Source organism: Arcticibacter sp. (assembly GCF_053551015.1).
In genome coordinates, this window is sequence record NZ_JBMQOB010000021.1 from 287,291 (window position 1) to 304,514 (window position 17,224).

Sequence of the window (17,224 nt, forward strand, 5' to 3'; positions counted from 1 at the left end):
CTATCATCATGAATACAATAACAAGATATACTAGTATACTCGCTTCAGGACTTCTGTTTTTAAGCATTCAGGCGTGCACCAAATTAGAGGATGAGAGCTTTACCGACATCATCGCATCGAGCTATGTTCCGGGGAAAGACGATATAGGTTCCTTGGTGGCACCGGCATATGCAAATTGGCGCGATGTGCTGATGTCGAACGCCACCGGCTATTACATCACCCAGGAGATTGCAGCGGATGAGTTGGCAGTACCAGCGAAACCCTATGGGTTTGTGGATGGTGGCTTGCACCGCAGGATGCACGAGCATAAATGGACACCCGAACAGGCGCATTGCCAGGATCTCTGGACAAAGACCTATGCAGGGGTAACGAACTGCAACCGGGTGATATACCAGATTGAATCGGGTGCTATTCCAACCGACGAGGCAACGAAGACGAGCATCCTCGCTGAACTAAAGGTATTAAGGGCATCTTACTACTTTGTCCTTTGCGACAATTTTGGGAACGTGCCCATTGTAGACCGGTTTGACGTGCCAGAAGGATTTCTTCCCGACCAGAACACACGCAAGGAGGTTTACGATTTTATTGTAGCGGAGATTACATCATCCATTCCTGCTTTATCTGAGAACAGCGATGTTAGCACTTACGCAAGGTTCAATAACAAATGGTCGGCTAATGCGCTGCTGGCCAAGGTCTATCTGAACGCAGAAGTGTACAGCGGTCAAGCTGAGTGGCAGAAGTGTATCCAGGCATGTGATGCGGTAATCAGTTCAGGGAAGTTCAGCCTGGAGGCTGTTCAGAAAGATGTATTTAAAGCGCAGAATCAAAATTCAAAGGAGATCATCTGGGCGGTGCCGCATGATGAGGTGTATGCCGGCGGGTTTTATCTGGCCGCCTGGACGATGTCGCCACAAAATCAATTCACTTATGGAGCGAAGTCAGGTGGGTATGGCGGGTTGAATGCTATTCCGCAGTTTATTGATACGTTCCATCCTGAAGATAAGAGGCTGACAGAGGGCTGGATGATGGGTCAGCAGTATGCAGCTAACGGGGAGCCTTTGAAGTGTGCTTATGGAGTACTCATTGGACAACCTTTGGTATATGTGAATGAGTGCCCGGGGATTGACTCCACACAGGAGATCCATAGCTACCGGATTAATAAGTTTGAGATTGCTCAGAACTCGTCTCCCAATAATATGAATAATGACTTTCCTCTCCTGCGTTATGCCGACATCCTGATGATGAAGGCAGAGAGTTTACTTCGGACGGGAGATGCGAACGGTGCCGCTGCGCTGGTTACTCAGGTACGTCAGCGAAGTTTCACGTCTAATCCGGCTTTAGCTACGGTTACCGGTGCACAGCTGCAGGGAACTACCTCTTACAAGTACGGATTGAAAAATCATTTTACAACCACGAATGAGCCGGTGGGTGATATTCGCTACGGCAGGTTCCTGGACGAGCTTGGGTGGGAATTTGCTGCAGAGGCGCATAGGAGACAGGACATGATCCGCTTTGGGGTCTTTACCAAAAAGTCCTGGCTTTCGCATTCGCCAAATGGAGACAACAGGAGCATCTTTCCCATTCCGTTGCAGGAGCTGAATAAAAACCCTAAGCTCAAGCAAAATCCTTAAACCTATTTCTGATCTTCCGGCGCTTTATTATATTGCGCCGGAGCCCTAAAAGAACACTATGAAATTTTCATTCGTATTTATATTCAGCCTTCTTTGTGCTTCTGTGTCTATGGCGCAAAGTACGAAAGGGCTTACCGGGAAGCCGGATACTTCTTATTCTACCTATTCAGCCTTTCGAAGCACAGCGAAGCAGTATCCTGACATCAGGATAGTTAGAGAAAAGAAATTTCCTTCTGTCAAAGAAAGCCGTGGGCTGGTTTATTGCCGTGTGGGGAAGCGAGACCTCCGAATCGACGCCTTCCAACCTGCAAAGAAGCGTTCATCCGGGTACCCGGCCGTGTTGATTGTTCACGGCGGTGGATGGCGGTCGGGAAACAGGACACAACACATACCACTCGCACAGCATCTTGCTGACGCCGGGTTTGCAAGCTTTACTGTAGAATACCGCCTTTCGACCGAAGCGCTCTATCCGGCAGCTGTTCATGACGTGAAGGCAGCATTGCGGTGGATGCGAGCGAATGCTAAAAAGTTCAATATAGACAGCTCGAAAATAGCTATAACGGGTTTTTCTGCAGGGGGGGAGTTGGCCGCTTTTGTGGGCACAACAAGTGGAATGGCCAGGTTTGAGGTTGGGGAGTGCAATCGGTCTCAATCTTCAGACGTTCAGGCTATTGTAGACATTGATGGCACCCTGTCGTTTGTGCACCCTGAGTCAGGCGAAGGAGATGACAGGAAGTCTACCTCTGCGGCAACGTACTGGTTTGGCTATGGGAAAGCTGAAAATCCGGATCTTTGGAAAGATGCCTCCCCTCTGACGCATGCTGCTAACAATAAGGCTCCTGTTCTGTTTCTAAACAGCTCAGTAGAGCGCATGCATGCTGGTCGGGATGATTTCAGAAAGGTGCTAAATGCAAACGGTGTTTACTCGGAGGTATTCACTTTTGAAAATTCTCCTCACTCATTCTGCTTGTTTGAACCTTGGTTTGATCCGACGGTTCAACACATCACCCGATTCCTGAACCAGGTATTTGCAAAGAAGTAAAAAAAGGCAGGTTTATTGAAACTGCCTTTTTTTATATCGCCGCCATATTTGATACCATTTCTTATTGTTCGGGTAGCTACGGTGCGAGGTCATGTTGTTGAAAAGGAGTGCTACCAGCAAGAGCACGAGAACTCCGGACAAGATCGGGCTCAACACATACCAGTATCCCAGCGCGAGGATCTTTTCTGAACCGATATTGGCGATCAGCGCGGTGGCTCCCCCCGGAGGATGAAGCGTCTTGGTTATTTGCATCAGCACAATGGATGATGAGACGGCGAGGGCAGAGGCGAGCCAGACATCATGAGGACAGATCTTGTGAACAGTTACGCCGACAAGTGCACACAAAACATGTCCCCCAATGAGATTCCGGGGTTGTGCAAGCGGGCTGTTGATAATTCCAAAGACCAGCACGGCTGAAGCGCCAAAGGAGCCTACCAGAAAGAGATTGTCGCTTGGACTAAAAGACTTATCGTGCAGGAGTCCGATAAGGGCAATCCCTGCAAAAGATCCGAGGAAGGTCCACAAGTGCTCTTTGTAGTTGACAAGGGTTTCTTTATAGAAGATGTACCGGGCTCTTCTTACATGTTTTCTAATGTGTTTCTTCATTAAAACAGTATGTCTGTGGCCTTAACGAACCGACCATAGCTATGCTCTACTGCATTTATGGAAATGCTGATAATCGTTCAGAAGGCGCATTGTTTGTTGATGTGGCAAAAATGCTTTTTTTTCTCTTAAAAAGTGAGGATCATATATTTATATTTACATAAAACCGATTATGAACAAGCACCTTAACCTCATCGGCATTTTGCTGGGATTATGTACGCTCACGTCTTTCCAACCGAAGGATGAATGGCGAACCTTATTTGATGGTACCCTGAATGGCTGGGAGACATACCAAAGTTACCGGCATACGACATCTTATAATGGACAGGTTCCCAAGGATCAGTCAGGAAAGCCTATAGCGCCAATCGGATACGGTCGGAATGAAGCAAATGTCTTTTCAGTAGTACGGCAGGAGGGGGTTCCGGTGCTCAGGATCAGCGGAGAGATCTATGGCTGCCTTTTCACGAAAGAGGAATTTCAAAACTATCATCTGAAGCTCAAGGTTAAGTGGGGAACTAAGAAGTGGGTGCCGCGTCTGCATGAGCCGATGGATTCAGGTATTTTGTATCATTCTCAGGGTGAATGTGGTGTGGACTACTTCCGTTCATGGATGCTCTCTCAGGAGTTTCAAGTGATAGAGAGGAGCCATGGCGATTTCTGGTGCATAGCCAATTCACAGGCCAGCATCCGCGCAGCCATGCCGCAAGGAAAAGACACGCTGGTGTACAATCGCCGGGCTCCGGAGCTTCGCATGGGTTCTGTTAAAGAAGGTAACCACCATTTTTGCCAGGCAAGCGGTAACTATGAGCGGTCGATGAACGAATGGAACGAGCTTGAACTCATCTGCTTTGGAGATAAAAGTCTGCATATTGTGAACGGTCAGGTGGTTATGGCACTTTCCAAGTCATCATACAGCGATGGTGAAATCAGCAAACCACTTGTAAAGGGAAAAATTCAGCTTCAGAGTGAGGCTGCGGAGGTATTCTATAAAGACATCATGATTAAGAATATCGATAAACTACCCGCAGCTTACGCGTCTTATTTCGAGTAGTCGTTGCGTATTCTGTTCCAGACGAGCACCTGCACATTCTCCGCATAGTGCATGATCCTCATGTCATTCTGGTTTAACTTGAGGGTTTCAAAGTTGCAGTGCAATTGTCCCTCGACAGTGATATTCTTTAGCGGCCATTCCCGGTGTTGAATAGGGTAGCTGTATGTTGTTGTGCGCTCTATGATAAATCTGATGTGTGGCTGCTTTGTTTGTGAATGTTCTGATCTGGTGCCCCGATGCCGCTTAAATGAGACTCACCCGCCTGGAAAATTGTGTTTGTGCAAACCTGCGCTTTATGATTTTGTTAGATAAGAAAACATTCATCTATGGAACGATTTGTGATAAATTTCAACATGGCGGGGACGGAAGAAAAGCTTTTTGTTGAGCAAATGGACGCCGACAATCATCGATTTTCTGTCGAACGCGATAATGAAGAGCGCAAGCTCTATGATAGTGATCCCATCATACTCGAAAAAACGGGGTCCGGAGGCTGGGCTCTGGCTACTGAAAACAGCTGGCCGTTGGACGATTCACAAATTCTTGAAATTGGTGCGCTGATTGAGCGGCATCGTCCAGGAAGTGAAGGATTTGAAACCGGCGTAAACGCGAAATAGAATAAAATACGTACTACCTATTTAATTTGAAAGCTATGAGTGACAATAAGAATATTCGAGATGGGCGCGATGCCAGTAAAGTTTCCAGAGAGGAAAGTTATGAACTTTCTTATCTGGAGGAGAAATTCGGAGTAAGCCGCGAAACCGTGAGAGAAGCGATCAGGCAAGCTGGTAACAGCCGTGAGGCTGTTGAAGCTTATCTAAAGCGCCAGAAAGGCTAGTGCTTCTATAAACACCAACAAGGCCCGGAGAGAGACATCTTCGGGCTTTATTGTTTGGGATGGTCTTCGGATTATGCGAAGACCGGCAATACATGTCTGCCAAACTCTTGGATGAAGAATTCCTGACTACGGTTTACATTGTGAAGAATAATCTTTTCGAAGCCTAGCGCCTGATACTGACGGATCCACTCGATATGCTTGTTCAGGTCAGAGGAAATGTTTACTTTATCGAAGAGTTGTTCAGGTTTCACCAGCTCTGCGGCAGCATCAAACTCTTCAACAGAGCGAAGGTTGGCAAGCACGCTTCCCTGAAAGACGTTGGTGCGCCATTGATCATATGCGCCAGCTAGTGCTTCTTCCTCGTTTTCAGCATAGGACAGCTGAACTTTCAGGTACATTGGCTTACCTTCTCCTCCGTCTTCACGGAATCTGTTCACCACCTCAGTAAGTTCATGGATTGGCCTGGAAACGGTTATCATTCCGTCAGCCCAACTACCTACCCAGCCGGCAGTTTCTTCTGACACTGCGGCTCCGAGTAAAAGGGGTTTAATTTCGGGTAAGGTGTAGAGCTTCGCATTTTCTACAGTGACGAGGCCCTTATGGAACACCGTCTCGCCGTCGAGCAGCGACCTGATGAGGAGTGCTGACTCCAGCAGTCGTGCATTTCTATCGGTTTTGGAAGGCCATTTTTCACCGGTGATGATCTCATTAAGCGCCTCGCCGCTACCCAGGGAAACCCAGAAGCGTCCGGGGAACATTTCAGAAAGGGTTGCTGCTGCCTGCGCAACAATGGCAGGATTGTAGCGCTGCCCGGGCGCGCATACGACGCCGAAGGGGAGAGATGTAGCCTGCATCGCTGCTCCGAGCCATGCAAATGCAAATCCGCTTTCGCCCTGCCGCTCGCTCAAGGGAAAGAAATGATCCGAGGAGTTTACAGCCTTGAAGCCCGCCTGTTCAGCCATTTGGACGTAACGGAGGAGCTCCCCCGGTTTGAACTGTTCATGTGAAGCGTGGTATCCGATCTCTGCCATGGTTTGGTTTTCGAGATTAAACAAACGGAGGTTTGCTTGGTTCTCGAAATCTGTCGAATGTACGTCTCACCGTAGCCTTCGGCTCTTTGCCTTTGTACCTGCTTTGTAGTCAGTCCGCCTGGGGGGGTAGACGGATTGCACCCAGCTGGTATTTAGGTGGTGCGACAAACCATTGTAGGGCTGATCTTGTTAGAAATATAGAATCTACTACTATGAGCCTGGAAAAATATGCCCAGAAGCGGGACTTTAACAAGACGGCTGAACCCAAAGCCGGAAAGAGTAAAGACAAGAATAAACTACGCTTTGTTATACAGAAACATGATGCATCGCGACTTCACTATGACTTCCGTCTGGAGATGGAAGGTGTTTTGAAAAGCTGGGCTGTTCCCAAGGGGCCTTCTACGGATCCTAAGGTAAAGCGCCTAGCGATGATGGTGGAAGACCATCCTTATGATTACCGGACTTTTGAAGGGATTATTCCGAAGGGCGAATATGGAGGAGGTACCGTTATAGTGTGGGATGAGGGAACGTATGAGCCTCTCGAAGAAATCTCGGGTAAAAAGGCGCAGGAGAAGCATTTACTGCAGCAGCTGAAGGAAGGCTCTTTGAAGGTTAAGTTGAACGGAGAGAAGCTGCAAGGGGAATTTGCGCTTGTCAAGACGCATGGGATGGGAGAAAATGCCTGGCTGCTGATTAAGCACAATGACGACTTCGCATCGAAGAAGGACATTACGAAGCTGGACAAATCGGTATTATCAGGAAAGACAATAGATAATATGGCTGAGACGAGCGATAAGGTCTGGAAAAATGGTCAGGAGGAGAAGTTTAGCACGGCAAAGAAAACAAAGAAGAAAAAGGAAGCCGCTCAACCAGCAGAAGAGGTTTCCATGCGGGGTGGCACTGATCTCAATACAGAGGAAGTAGACGCGCAGAAGATCTTGAAAAAGCTTCCGCAGGCGGATATGCCAAAGGACGTCAAGCCCATGCTGGCCTCGCTGGTAGATGAGCCTTTTGATGCGCCCGGCTGGCAGTATGAGGTGAAATGGGACGGGTACCGGGCTGTTGCCTATGTTGAAGATGGTGAAGTGGAGTTGCAGTCGCGAAATAACAAGTCTTTCAGTGAGCGCTTCTATCCCATATACCGGATATTAAAGGACTGGAAGATTAATGCGGTGCTCGATGGCGAAATTCTTGTATTGAATGAGAAGGGTGTTTCCAACTTCGGAGACTTGCAGAACTGGCGAAGCGAGGCGGATGGAGAACTCGCTTACTACGTCTTTGATCTGCTTTGGTATGATGGAAAGGATCTCAGGGGTTTACCGCTGAGCCACCGGCAGGCAATCCTTGCTGAGATCATGCCAACAGACGACGACCGGATTCGACTCAGTAAAGTGTTTAAAGCTAACGGTCTGGAGTTCTTCCAGGCGGCGGAGCGGATGGGACTGGAGGGCATCATTGCTAAGAAATCAGGCAGTACCTATGTGACAGATGTTCGGTCAAAAGAATGGCTGAAGGTGAAGGTGCATAAAAGACAGGAGGTGATTATCGCCGGATTTACGAAAAACGAGGGAACGGCCAAGCAATTTTCTTCGCTACTGCTTGGAGTCTACGAAGAAAGAGTATTGCAGTATGTAGGGAAGGTGGGGACAGGATTTTCAGACAAGTTACAGAAGGAAATGATGGATCAGATGAAGCCACTGATCACAGATGAATCGCCTTTTAAGGAGCTGCCTGACGTGAATAAACCTTCTCGGTTCCGTCCGAATCCACCGGGGGCAAAGGCCACATGGCTAAAGCCGGAGCTGGTTTGTGAAGTGGCCTTCAGCGAAGTAACAAGCGACGGCGTGTTCAGACATCCCTCATTTCAGGGAATGCGGATAGATAAAAAAGCTAAAGATGTGGTAAGGGAGACCACTATCCACACTCCCGAAATTGTTGAAGAGCTGGAGATAAAGGAAGATGATTTTAAGGCGCTTAAGCCTCCAAAGGAAAAAGAAAGGAAGACCCTGTTGAATCCGAAGGATGAAACGCAGGTGAGAAAGATCTGCGGACACGATCTGAAGTTCACGAACCTGAGTAAGATTTACTGGCCTGAGGATAAGGTGACGAAGCGGGATATGTTTAATTACTACTATCAGGTAGCTGAGTTTATCCTTCCGTATCTGAAAGATCGTCCCATGTCTTTGAACCGCTTCCCCGGGGGAATTCATGGGTCGAGCTTCTATCAGAAGGATGTTAAGGGAAAAGCGCCAGACTGGGCTAAGACCTTTCCTTATACCACTAGTGACGGTGAAGACAAGGAGTATCTGGTGGGAACAGACGAGGCGAGTTTGCTATGGATGGCCACCCTCGGCTGTATTGAGATGAATCCCTGGTTCAGCAGAGTGCAATCGCCAGACAATCCGGATTATTGCGTGATCGATCTGGATCCCGATAAGAATACCTTTGATCAGGTAATAGAAGCAGCTCAGGAGGTCAGGAAAGTGCTGGACGCAATCGGCGTGCCTTCTTACTGCAAGACCTCGGGATCAACAGGAATGCACATCTATATTCCGCTGGAAGCTAAATACAGCTATGATCAGTCGCAGATGTTTGCCCGTCTACTGGTGAATATGGTTCACAAGCAGATTCCGGACTACACCAGTCTGGAGCGTATGGTGGCGAACAGGAAGGGAAAGATGTATCTCGACTTTCTGCAGAACCGCCCGGGCGCAACCATTGCTGGTCCGTACTCTCTGAGGCCTAAAGTGGGTGCAACTGTGTCGATGCCTCTGCATTGGGATGAAGTGAAACCGGGTTTGAAGATGCGTGATTTTACAATCTTTAATGCTGTAGACCGGTTAAAGGTAGAAGGAGATCTGTTCAAAGGGGCTCTGGGAAAAGGTATAGACCTGGAGAAGACGCTGAAAAAGATGAAAAGTATTTTTGGTTAATGGAGGGAAACGATTTGACAGATTCGAGAGGTCGGTTCTATTCAGGAACGAGCAATGTTGTTCTTCCAGTGCCTAATAAGCTGCATTTTCCTCCGGCGTATCAGGATAAAAGCAGGCTTTGCTATTATGGCTCCTTGTTTACAAGCGTGGAGATTAACAGTTCTTTTTACAAGCTTCCGATGGCATCGACAGTTGGCAAATGGGCAGATATGGTACCGGAAGATTTCCGGTTTACCTTTAAGCTCTGGAAGGAGATTACGCACAACAAAGGATTGATATTTGAACCTGACAATGTTTTCAAGTTCTTTGATGTGATCAACCGGGCGGAAGGCAGGAGAGGATGCGTATTGATTCAATTCCCACCCAGCCTGGGCGTAGATCATATTAGGCAGTTCCAGTCTCTTCTTGTGAACCTGAAAGATGCGACTGCGCAACTGCCCTGGCGGGTAGCAGTCGAATTTAGAAATGCATCTTGGTATAAACAGGACGTGTATGACCTCTTGTACGATTGGGATGTGGGCATGGTAATGCATGATATGATCGGTTCGGCGGCTCCATTCAGGGAACCGGAGCAGGATTTTGTGTATTTGCGGTTTCATGGCCCGGAAAGAGGCTATCGAGGGAGCTATGCGGACGAATATCTAGAGGAATATGCCGAGTATATAAACGGGTGGCTTGACGACGGAAAAGATGTGTTCACCTATTTCAATAATACGATGGGTGATGCAGTGAGGAATTTAATTGGTCTAAATGAGCGAGTTGTGACATAGAATTGTGTAGTTGCTTCATATGTCAGGCCATCGGATTGGCATGCAATTTGAAACAGCATATCTAAACCTATGTTAAACTTAATACTATCGCAATGAAATTTATCACCAGAAAAACCCATGCTGTATTGGATTACATCATGGGTGTATTGTTAATTGCGTCGCCATGGATCTTAGGATTTGCAGATATTGAGGCAGCAAAATGGTCTGCGGTAGCTGTAGGTGCTTTGATGCTCCTTATGTCGCTAATGACCGATTATGAAGGTGGCGCCATGAAAACCATATCTATGGGTACGCACCTGACGACGGATCTACTCGCCGGTCTCTTCCTTGCGGCCTCTCCGTGGTTGCTCGGGTTCAATGATCAGGTTTACCTTCCACATCTCATCCTTGGGATTATGGAAATAGGAGCTGCGCTGTGCACCCAAAGAACTTCACAGCATGGGTTCGGACATGGAGAGATGCGACATGCTTAGTTAATACTTATTTTATTTAGTTTAAAGGGCCGAAAGGCCCTTTTTTGTTTCTTTTTATTTAGGTGGACTGCCCTCGTTATCAGTTATATGAATAATTCTTGTGAATAATTTACTCTCAGAATTATACAATTGCTACTCATTAGTTAGTCAACCGTGATTTCGATATGATCATGTTTGAATAATCAGCTATCTTCGTCTACCAATTAGTCAAACCTGAATCTTCTGTATGAGTCAATCTAAAGTTATCGTATTTGGAACAGGAAAGTTAGCGGAATACATTTGTTATGTTCTTAGGCATGACACCTCTTACGAGGTAGCAGCGCTTACCATTCAGAGGCAGTATAGGCCTGATAGGCAAACGCTTTGGAACTTGGATATTTTAGATTTCGAGACACTTGAAAAGCATTATCCTCCATCAGCTTGCAAACTTTTTATCGCGGTTGGAAATAATACTAACCGGGCGCGTATCTACCAGGAAGCTAGTGAACGCGGTTACCAGTTTGCCAGCTATATATCCAGTAAAGCGATTGTTTGGGAGGATCTTAAGTATGGTGACAACGTTATTGTATCTGAAGGGACGGTAATCGGCCCCTTTGTTGAGATTGGGGAAGGTTCGTTTCTTTTAGGACCGAGGGTCGCACATCATTGCAAAATCGGGCAGCATACGCTCCTCTCTGGATGCTACCTTGGAGGGGACTCGAAAGTCGGAGACAATTCCTTTTTGGGAATGAATTCAACTGTCAATCAAAATGTCACCGTCGGACGTGCGAACATTATTGGGGTAGGTTCGAACATTTGTGCGCATACTAATGATCATGAGGTGTTTACTAATAGCAGAACAGTTAAGAGAACGGTAACTGCTGAGTTGATCAAGAATAAATATCTAAGTTAATGGTTTTTTGTTAGAGCATCCATTTTATATCAACTTCTCATCTGTTGACTAAATCATCTCACTTGTTAAGTAAAATATCTCAGTCCGGGAATTAATTATGTAAAAAGGACAGATGACTATACAAATATGTAAACTTAGTCTTCATTATACAAGTAAAGCCTATCTTTAATTAATTGAATCACTCATAACATAACGGCAAGAATGAATAAACTCTACTCTATATCTGCTTTACTCTTACTGCTCCTTTCTTCTTGTGGTTCACGGCGGAATCTCGTTTATTTCAGTGACCTCTCTAATAAGGCGGAAATAAACGATCGTATTGTGAATCAGGTAGAACCACGCATTCAGGTGGCAGATATATTAGATATAGCCGTCAATACACCGAGTGCAGAATCAAATGCACTGTTTACAGCCAATCCGAACAGACAAGGGTCCATTACTAGTTTTCAGGACCGGGATGGTTATAAAGTTGACAATAGCGGATTTATTAATTTTCCGGTGACGGGATCAGTTAAACTAGCTGGACTGACCTTGGATGAAGCTCAGAAAGTACTTGCCAAGGAAATTAATAAGTATGTCAAGGATCCTATTGTGAATATCAGATATCTTAATTTCAGAATCACGGTTATCGGGGAAGTCAACCGACCGGAAACCTTTTCTATAACCAATGAACGTATTAATTTACTGGAAGCGCTGGGAAGGGCTGGTGATATGACGCCCTACGGGAAAAGAGAGAATGTGTTAGTCATACGCGAAAATGGTTCGGAGCGCACCATGGTCAGAATGAACCTCAATAAGAAGGATATATTGAATTCACCATATTTCTATTTAAAACAGAATGATGTTGTGTATGTGGAAGCCGATAAAGCCAAAGAAAAGGTATTTAGTAACAGCAACAGATTGATGCCCGTTTGGCTGACGGCGATATCGTCTATAACTGTTATTGTAACGGCGATGATCTTTAATAATTAAGCGGTGTTGGCTATACGTTGCAAGCCGGTTCATTTAACCTGATACAAATGAATATTTTAAAAGAAGCTATGAAGTACATCCGATATTGGTATGTATTTCTTATCACGGTCTCAGTGAGCCTTATTGCTGCCTTTATCTATATACAGTGCACAGTCCCCTCTTATAAAATCAGTAGTACATTACTCATCAAGGAGAGTATTGGAACGAACAACCGGGTCAAAGAATCTGCGTTCAGCGATCTGGATATGTTTCATAGTTTCAGTACAGTTCAGAATGAAATCGAGGTGCTGCGTTCGAGAGATCTGCTTTATAAGGTTCTTAAAGGCCTTTCTCTGGAAACCAGTTACAGTGTCGATGGGCTATTCGCCAAAAAGGAACTCTATGGCAAGTCTTTGCCTATCGTGATAACAACGTATAAGCTTGGTGATAAAGCTTATAGCAAGAAGGAGCTCTCGATTGATATCATCGATGCCGAAAGATTCTATCTGGTTGACAGTACCAGTAAGGCGAGCTACAGGTTTGGACAAACAATCAGTAAGCCGGAATATACAATCGCTGTAGGAAAGGGCCCAGCCTTTTCGATATCCCATAAGCCCGTATTAGTTGAGTTTAAGGATCTGAATGCCATGGCTGAGGCCTATAGCTTGGGGAGGTTAGTCATTTTTCCGGTAGTTAAAGATGCAAATACCATTGTATTGAATTTGGAAGATGCAGTTCCTCAACGGGGTGTAGACGTGATGTCTAAGCTGATCGAAACGTATAATCTGGATAATGTTCAGAATAAAGGCTTAATTGCAAGAAGTACAATTAGTTTCATTGATAACCGCTTAAAATATTTGTCAGAAGATTTAAGTGGTGTTGGGCAGGATGTAGAAAGCTACAAACGCCAGAATTTGGTTACGAACCTGAGCTCTGATGCTCAAATGAGTGTTCAGAATTCAGGAGCTTACAGTCAACAACTATCATCTCTGGAAGTACAGATAGCTGTAATTCGTTCAATCGAAAGATATCTCAAACAGACGGATGCTCAGGCCGGGTTGGTACCGAGTGTGTTAACTCTTCAGGATCAAACGTTGACAGCTTTGACCGGAAAATATAATGACCTCCAGATCGAGAAGCAAAGGCTGTTGAACACGGTGAGGCCCGACAATCCCCTTATCGTCGGGATCAATGAACAGCTCGCAGGGCTAAGGGCCAGTATGAATGAGGCTCTTGCGAATGTGAAGAAAGGATTAACTCTCCAGAGGAATAGCTTAATGGCAAACACCAATAAGTACACTGAAGAAATAAAGAAAATGCCTGCTTTGGAACGGGGTCTTTTGGAAAGAAGCCGTGCTCAGTCGGTTAAGGAGGGCTTGTTCCATTATTTGTTACAGAAGAGGGAAGAAACTGCCTTGTCGCTTTCTTCGACTGTTCCTAATTCAGAAGTTATTGACAAGCCCGCTTATAATTCCAACCCGGTAAGCCCTAAATCGTCCTTGATCTATCTGTGTTCATTCTTGGCAGGCTGCATCTTACCGGTTTGTTTTATTTATGGTAAGGATCTTTTAAATAGCAAGGTGCAGGACGTGTCTGATGTGAAGAGCATCGAAGGCGTCCGTATTCTGGGAGAGCTTTGCCATAGGAACAAGCAGGAGGCCCTGATTATGCAACAGGACAGCCGTACAACGATGTCTGAATTGTTCAGGTATATCAGGATGAACCTAAATTTTCTAAATACAGATGGTCGCAGCCAGGTCTTCATCATAACATCCAGCATGATGGGCGAGGGGAAGACGTTTTTCAGTATCAATCTCGGCATGTCTCTGTCCTTCATAAACAAGAAGGTGGTGCTGCTGGAGTTTGACTTGCGTAAACCGGATTTATTGGAATACCTGAGTTTGGGTAAAGAGGTCGGTTTAAGCGACTATCTGGAATCTGACACTCTCACTCTAGATGACATTCTGGTGCCTTCAGGGAAGTCACCTCATTTATCTGTAATCGGTTCAGGCAAGAACCCGGTGAATCCGGCGGAATTACTGATGAGTTACAAGATACCGGAACTGTTCAAAGAGCTTCGGAAGAGATTTGATTATATCATTGTCGATACTTCGCCCGTGGGGCAGGTCGCTGATGCTTTTAGTCTTGCTCCTTTTTCTGACGCAAGTATTTACCTGGTTCGATACAATTTTACTAATACATACCAGTTGGAGATCCTCCGGGACATTGTCAGCAATAGCAAACTGAAGAATGTACAGGTGGTATTCAACGATGCAAAGTTGGAGAACGGCAATTCATACGGATATGGACGATACGGGTATGAGGTAAACAAAAAGGGTAGAAAAGAGCTGGCAAGCTAGGCTTACAGATCCCCTCTACCCGGCTTGATCCCGGTATCTGGTTGATTTCATTACTGTTGTTCTCTGCATTTACTGTCCCTGAAAGCTCATGTAAGTGAGGTAGCGAAGCTGCGCTTGCCTGCATGAAACGTACTCCTTTCACATTTCCATTAGTGATAATGGATGCTCTTCAAAATCTATTTTCCAAACTCAGCGTGTAAGTGGAAGTAGCGAAGCTATGCCCAAAAAACTAAAATTCATTTTTAACCTGATTCCTATAACTGATTGCATAAAACCTTATGGACGCGCAGACATTAGAAAGTACTAAGATTGGTATTATTGGGCTAGGCTATGTAGGTCTGCCTCTCGCAGTTGAGTTTGCGAAAAAATATAAGGTCATTGGATTTGACATTAATCCGGATCGTGTAGACCAGCTAAAGTCGGGTCATGATCATACCAGAGAGGTTACCCGCCAGGGCTTACAAGGGGTGCTGACCTTTGATTGTTCTACAAAAAAAGGGCTCTATTGTACCTGTGAGCCAGAGCTTCTGAAAACATGTGGCATCTTCATTATAACGGTACCTACGCCGGTTGATAAAAATAAGCGCCCCGATCTTAGTCCTCTTCTGCAGGCTAGCGCTCTGGTAGGCAGCAATCTCAAAAAGGGTGACATCGTAGTCTATGAGTCGACCGTCTATCCAGGAGTAACCGAAGACGAGTGTGTGCCTGTCCTGGAGAAGTATTCCGGTTTGACTTTCAATGTGGATTTCTTCGCCGGATATTCTCCGGAACGGATCAATCCCGGAGACAAGGAGCACACAGTCGCTTTGATAAAGAAGATCACATCGGGATCGACCGAGCAGTCGGCGGTGATAATTGATAAGCTGTACAATTCCGTGATTACTGCGGGAACATACAAGGCAGCCTCCATCCGGGTTGCTGAAGCAGCGAAGGTGATTGAAAATTCCCAGCGGGACATCAATATTGCTTTCGTTAACGAGCTTGCGATGATTTTCAATAGGCTGGGTATAGACACCCAGCAGGTTCTAGATGCAGCTGGCACGAAATGGAACTTCCTGAATTTCAAACCGGGCTTAGTTGGTGGGCATTGCATAGGTGTTGATCCTTATTATCTGGCTCAGAAAGCGCAGGAGATAGGCTATCACCCGGAGATTATCTTAGCTGGTCGACGGGTTAATGACGGAATGGGCGCTTATGTGGCTGACCAGCTTGTCAAGAAAATGCTTGCCAAAGGAATAAGCATGGCTAACAGTCAGGTGCTGGTACTCGGCTTTACGTTCAAAGAAAACTGTCCCGATGTACGCAATACCAAGGTTATAGACATCGTCACGCGGCTTCGGGAATACCAGATACAGGTATGCATTCATGATCCGCTGGCAGACTCCAGACAGGTGATGCATGAGTATGGGGTTATCTGTGAGAATGGGGAGTCCAAGGAGCGTCAATACGACGCCGTTCTTCTTGCTGTGGCGCATAAAGAATTTGAATGCTTGAATATCAGAAGCTTGTGTAAGGACAATGCGGTTATTTACGATATCAAATCGATGCTTCCCGATAATCTGGTGGACGCCCGATTATAGTTGGGTCTTTCATCAAAATCTTAAATTATGGAATTACAAAACGGCGCCGACAAAGAGAGCCTGTCAGGCTCGAGCTTTCTGGTGACTGGTGGGGCAGGCTTCATAGGCTCCAGTCTTGTTGCTTACCTGCTAAATAATGGTGCCCGCAGGGTGCGTGTGCTGGATAACTTTTCGACAGGCTTCAGAAGTAACCTGGATGAGTTCTCATCTCATCCGGGCTTTGAACTTATCGAAGGAGATATCAGAGATCTGCAGACATGCAGAGATGCTGCCAAGGGAATGCGCTTTGTTTTTCATGAGGCTGCATTAGGATCTGTACCACGGTCTATCCATGATCCTGTTACAACCAATGAAGTTAATATAAGCGGCTTCCTGAATATGCTGGTTGCGGCGCGGGACGAAGGTGTGAAGCGGATGGTATATGCCGCTTCCTCATCAACTTATGGTGATAGCGTAGAGCTTCCTAAGGTTGAAGATCGAATAGGCCGCCCTCTTTCCCCTTATGCCGTGACAAAGTATGTGAATGAGCTGTATGCCGACGTATTTGCCCGTACCTACGGTATGGAACTAATTGGTTTGCGATACTTCAATGTTTTCGGACCTAAGCAGAATCCTGCGGGGGCTTATGCAGCAGTGATCCCAAAATTCATTGAAGCCCTGATGAATCATGAGAGCCCCGTAATTAATGGAGACGGAGAATATTCACGCGATTTTACCTATATCGATAACGTCATTCAGATGAATATGCGGGCAGTATTTACCGATTTTGCGCCGGCTGTTAATCAGACGTACAATGTCGCTTTTGGGCAACAAACCAGCCTGAATGAGTTGACCAGCTACTTGAAGAGGTATTTGTGTGACTATGATCCACTCATTGCGAACGTTCCGATTGAGTACGGCCAACAACGCCTGGGAGACATACCTCACTCACTGGCTTCTATTGACAAGGCACAACAAATGTTGGATTACAGTCCCCGCTTCAGTGTGGAAACCGGACTTCAGGAAACAGTAAGGTGGTTTGTCAAAAAGAAGGAATTGGCCACTATACAGCAAGCTGTTTAACGATAGCCTT

The 17,224-nt window shown here is 46.0% G+C and carries 15 protein-coding genes; 13 read left to right on the plus strand and 2 right to left on the minus strand.

Annotation, left to right across the window (positions count from 1 at the left end):
- Positions 1-8: 8 nt before the first annotated feature.
- Both ACO1NU_RS15115 and ACO1NU_RS15120 read left to right on the plus strand, forming a co-directional pair.
- A complete protein-coding gene (locus ACO1NU_RS15115; protein WP_448819326.1) occupies positions 9-1,631 on the plus strand; it encodes a RagB/SusD family nutrient uptake outer membrane protein in 1,623 nt (540 codons plus the stop codon).
- A gap of 58 nt (positions 1,632-1,689) precedes the next feature.
- Complete coding sequence (locus tag ACO1NU_RS15120) at positions 1,690-2,673, plus strand: alpha/beta hydrolase fold domain-containing protein (RefSeq protein WP_448819327.1); 984 nt, start codon at positions 1,690-1,692, stop codon at positions 2,671-2,673.
- Between the two features lie 12 nt (positions 2,674-2,685).
- On the opposite strand, the gene ACO1NU_RS15125 is transcribed toward ACO1NU_RS15120, so the two are convergent.
- Positions 2,686-3,279, minus strand: a complete 594-nt coding sequence (locus ACO1NU_RS15125) for an HPP family protein (RefSeq protein WP_448819328.1) — start codon at positions 3,277-3,279, stop codon at positions 2,686-2,688.
- 169 nt (positions 3,280-3,448) lie between these two features.
- Here ACO1NU_RS15125 and ACO1NU_RS15130 point away from each other — a divergent pair, with 169 nt between their 5' ends.
- The 3 genes from ACO1NU_RS15130 (at position 3,449) to ACO1NU_RS15140 (ending at position 5,162) form a co-directional block, all read left to right on the plus strand.
- Entirely contained in the window at positions 3,449-4,327 is an 879-nt protein-coding gene (locus ACO1NU_RS15130) for a 3-keto-disaccharide hydrolase (protein ID WP_448819329.1), read from the plus strand.
- Between the two features lie 326 nt (positions 4,328-4,653).
- On the plus strand, positions 4,654-4,941 hold the full coding sequence (locus ACO1NU_RS15135; protein ID WP_448819330.1) for a hypothetical protein: 288 nt from the start codon (positions 4,654-4,656) through the stop codon (positions 4,939-4,941).
- 35 nt (positions 4,942-4,976) lie between these two features.
- Positions 4,977-5,162: a DUF3606 domain-containing protein gene (locus ACO1NU_RS15140; RefSeq protein WP_448819331.1), complete on the plus strand. Its 186-nt coding sequence runs from the start codon at positions 4,977-4,979 to the stop codon at positions 5,160-5,162.
- A gap of 71 nt (positions 5,163-5,233) precedes the next feature.
- Here the strand turns inward: ACO1NU_RS15140 and ACO1NU_RS15145 are convergent, their stop codons facing one another.
- Positions 5,234-6,193 (minus strand): TIGR03885 family FMN-dependent LLM class oxidoreductase, encoded by a 960-nt coding sequence (locus ACO1NU_RS15145; protein WP_448819332.1) that lies wholly within the window; start codon positions 6,191-6,193, stop codon positions 5,234-5,236.
- Positions 6,194-6,405: 212 nt separating this feature from the next.
- On the opposite strand from ACO1NU_RS15145, the gene ligD reads away from it, so the two are divergent.
- The 8 genes from ligD to ACO1NU_RS15185 all read left to right on the plus strand — a co-directional run bounded on the left by ligD (position 6,406) and on the right by ACO1NU_RS15185 (position 17,214).
- On the plus strand, positions 6,406-9,126 hold the full coding sequence (ligD, locus tag ACO1NU_RS15150; protein WP_448819333.1) for a DNA ligase D: 2,721 nt from the start codon (positions 6,406-6,408) through the stop codon (positions 9,124-9,126).
- The gene (locus ACO1NU_RS15155) at positions 9,126-9,896 is read left to right on the plus strand and encodes a DUF72 domain-containing protein (RefSeq protein WP_448819334.1); all 771 of its coding nucleotides are present in this window, start codon (positions 9,126-9,128) and stop codon (positions 9,894-9,896) included. Before ligD ends, ACO1NU_RS15155 begins: the two co-directional genes overlap by 1 nt.
- 92 nt (positions 9,897-9,988) lie before the next feature.
- On the plus strand, positions 9,989-10,369 hold the full coding sequence (locus ACO1NU_RS15160) for an SPW repeat protein (RefSeq protein WP_448819335.1): 381 nt from the start codon (positions 9,989-9,991) through the stop codon (positions 10,367-10,369).
- Positions 10,370-10,595: 226 nt separating this feature from the next.
- Positions 10,596-11,261, plus strand: coding sequence for an acetyltransferase (locus ACO1NU_RS15165; protein WP_448819336.1), 666 nt, complete (start codon positions 10,596-10,598; stop codon positions 11,259-11,261).
- Positions 11,262-11,462: 201 nt separating this feature from the next.
- The gene (locus tag ACO1NU_RS15170; RefSeq protein WP_448819337.1) at positions 11,463-12,233 is read left to right on the plus strand and encodes a polysaccharide biosynthesis/export family protein; all 771 of its coding nucleotides are present in this window, start codon (positions 11,463-11,465) and stop codon (positions 12,231-12,233) included.
- 47 nt (positions 12,234-12,280) lie between these two features.
- On the plus strand, positions 12,281-14,572 hold the full coding sequence (locus tag ACO1NU_RS15175) for a GumC family protein (protein WP_448819338.1): 2,292 nt from the start codon (positions 12,281-12,283) through the stop codon (positions 14,570-14,572).
- A gap of 278 nt (positions 14,573-14,850) precedes the next feature.
- Positions 14,851-16,152: a nucleotide sugar dehydrogenase gene (locus tag ACO1NU_RS15180; RefSeq protein WP_448819339.1), complete on the plus strand. Its 1,302-nt coding sequence runs from the start codon at positions 14,851-14,853 to the stop codon at positions 16,150-16,152.
- A gap of 27 nt (positions 16,153-16,179) precedes the next feature.
- Entirely contained in the window at positions 16,180-17,214 is a 1,035-nt protein-coding gene (locus ACO1NU_RS15185; protein WP_448819340.1) for an SDR family oxidoreductase, read from the plus strand.
- The last annotated feature ends 10 nt before the right edge of the window (positions 17,215-17,224 follow it).

What these genes read in the sequence shown, in the direction of transcription:
- ACO1NU_RS15170 (WP_448819337.1), top strand. Translation starts at nt 11,463, where the DNA reads ATGAATAAACTCTACTCTATATCTGCTTTACTCTTACTGCTCCTTTCT.
- ACO1NU_RS15145 (WP_448819332.1), bottom strand. Translation starts at nt 6,193, where the DNA reads ATGGCAGAGATCGGATACCACGCTTCACATGAACAGTTCAAACCGGGG.
- ACO1NU_RS15125 (WP_448819328.1), bottom strand. Translation starts at nt 3,279, where the DNA reads ATGAAGAAACACATTAGAAAACATGTAAGAAGAGCCCGGTACATCTTC.
- ACO1NU_RS15115 (WP_448819326.1), top strand. Translation starts at nt 9, where the DNA reads ATGAATACAATAACAAGATATACTAGTATACTCGCTTCAGGACTTCTG.
- ACO1NU_RS15165 (WP_448819336.1), top strand. Translation starts at nt 10,596, where the DNA reads ATGAGTCAATCTAAAGTTATCGTATTTGGAACAGGAAAGTTAGCGGAA.
- ACO1NU_RS15185 (WP_448819340.1), top strand. Translation starts at nt 16,180, where the DNA reads ATGGAATTACAAAACGGCGCCGACAAAGAGAGCCTGTCAGGCTCGAGC.
- ACO1NU_RS15175 (WP_448819338.1), top strand. Translation starts at nt 12,281, where the DNA reads ATGAATATTTTAAAAGAAGCTATGAAGTACATCCGATATTGGTATGTA.
- ACO1NU_RS15160 (WP_448819335.1), top strand. Translation starts at nt 9,989, where the DNA reads ATGAAATTTATCACCAGAAAAACCCATGCTGTATTGGATTACATCATG.
- ACO1NU_RS15140 (WP_448819331.1), top strand. Translation starts at nt 4,977, where the DNA reads ATGAGTGACAATAAGAATATTCGAGATGGGCGCGATGCCAGTAAAGTT.
- ACO1NU_RS15135 (WP_448819330.1), top strand. Translation starts at nt 4,654, where the DNA reads ATGGAACGATTTGTGATAAATTTCAACATGGCGGGGACGGAAGAAAAG.
- ligD (WP_448819333.1), top strand. Translation starts at nt 6,406, where the DNA reads ATGAGCCTGGAAAAATATGCCCAGAAGCGGGACTTTAACAAGACGGCT.
- ACO1NU_RS15130 (WP_448819329.1), top strand. Translation starts at nt 3,449, where the DNA reads ATGAACAAGCACCTTAACCTCATCGGCATTTTGCTGGGATTATGTACG.
- ACO1NU_RS15155 (WP_448819334.1), top strand. Translation starts at nt 9,126, where the DNA reads ATGGAGGGAAACGATTTGACAGATTCGAGAGGTCGGTTCTATTCAGGA.
- ACO1NU_RS15120 (WP_448819327.1), top strand. Translation starts at nt 1,690, where the DNA reads ATGAAATTTTCATTCGTATTTATATTCAGCCTTCTTTGTGCTTCTGTG.
- ACO1NU_RS15180 (WP_448819339.1), top strand. Translation starts at nt 14,851, where the DNA reads ATGGACGCGCAGACATTAGAAAGTACTAAGATTGGTATTATTGGGCTA.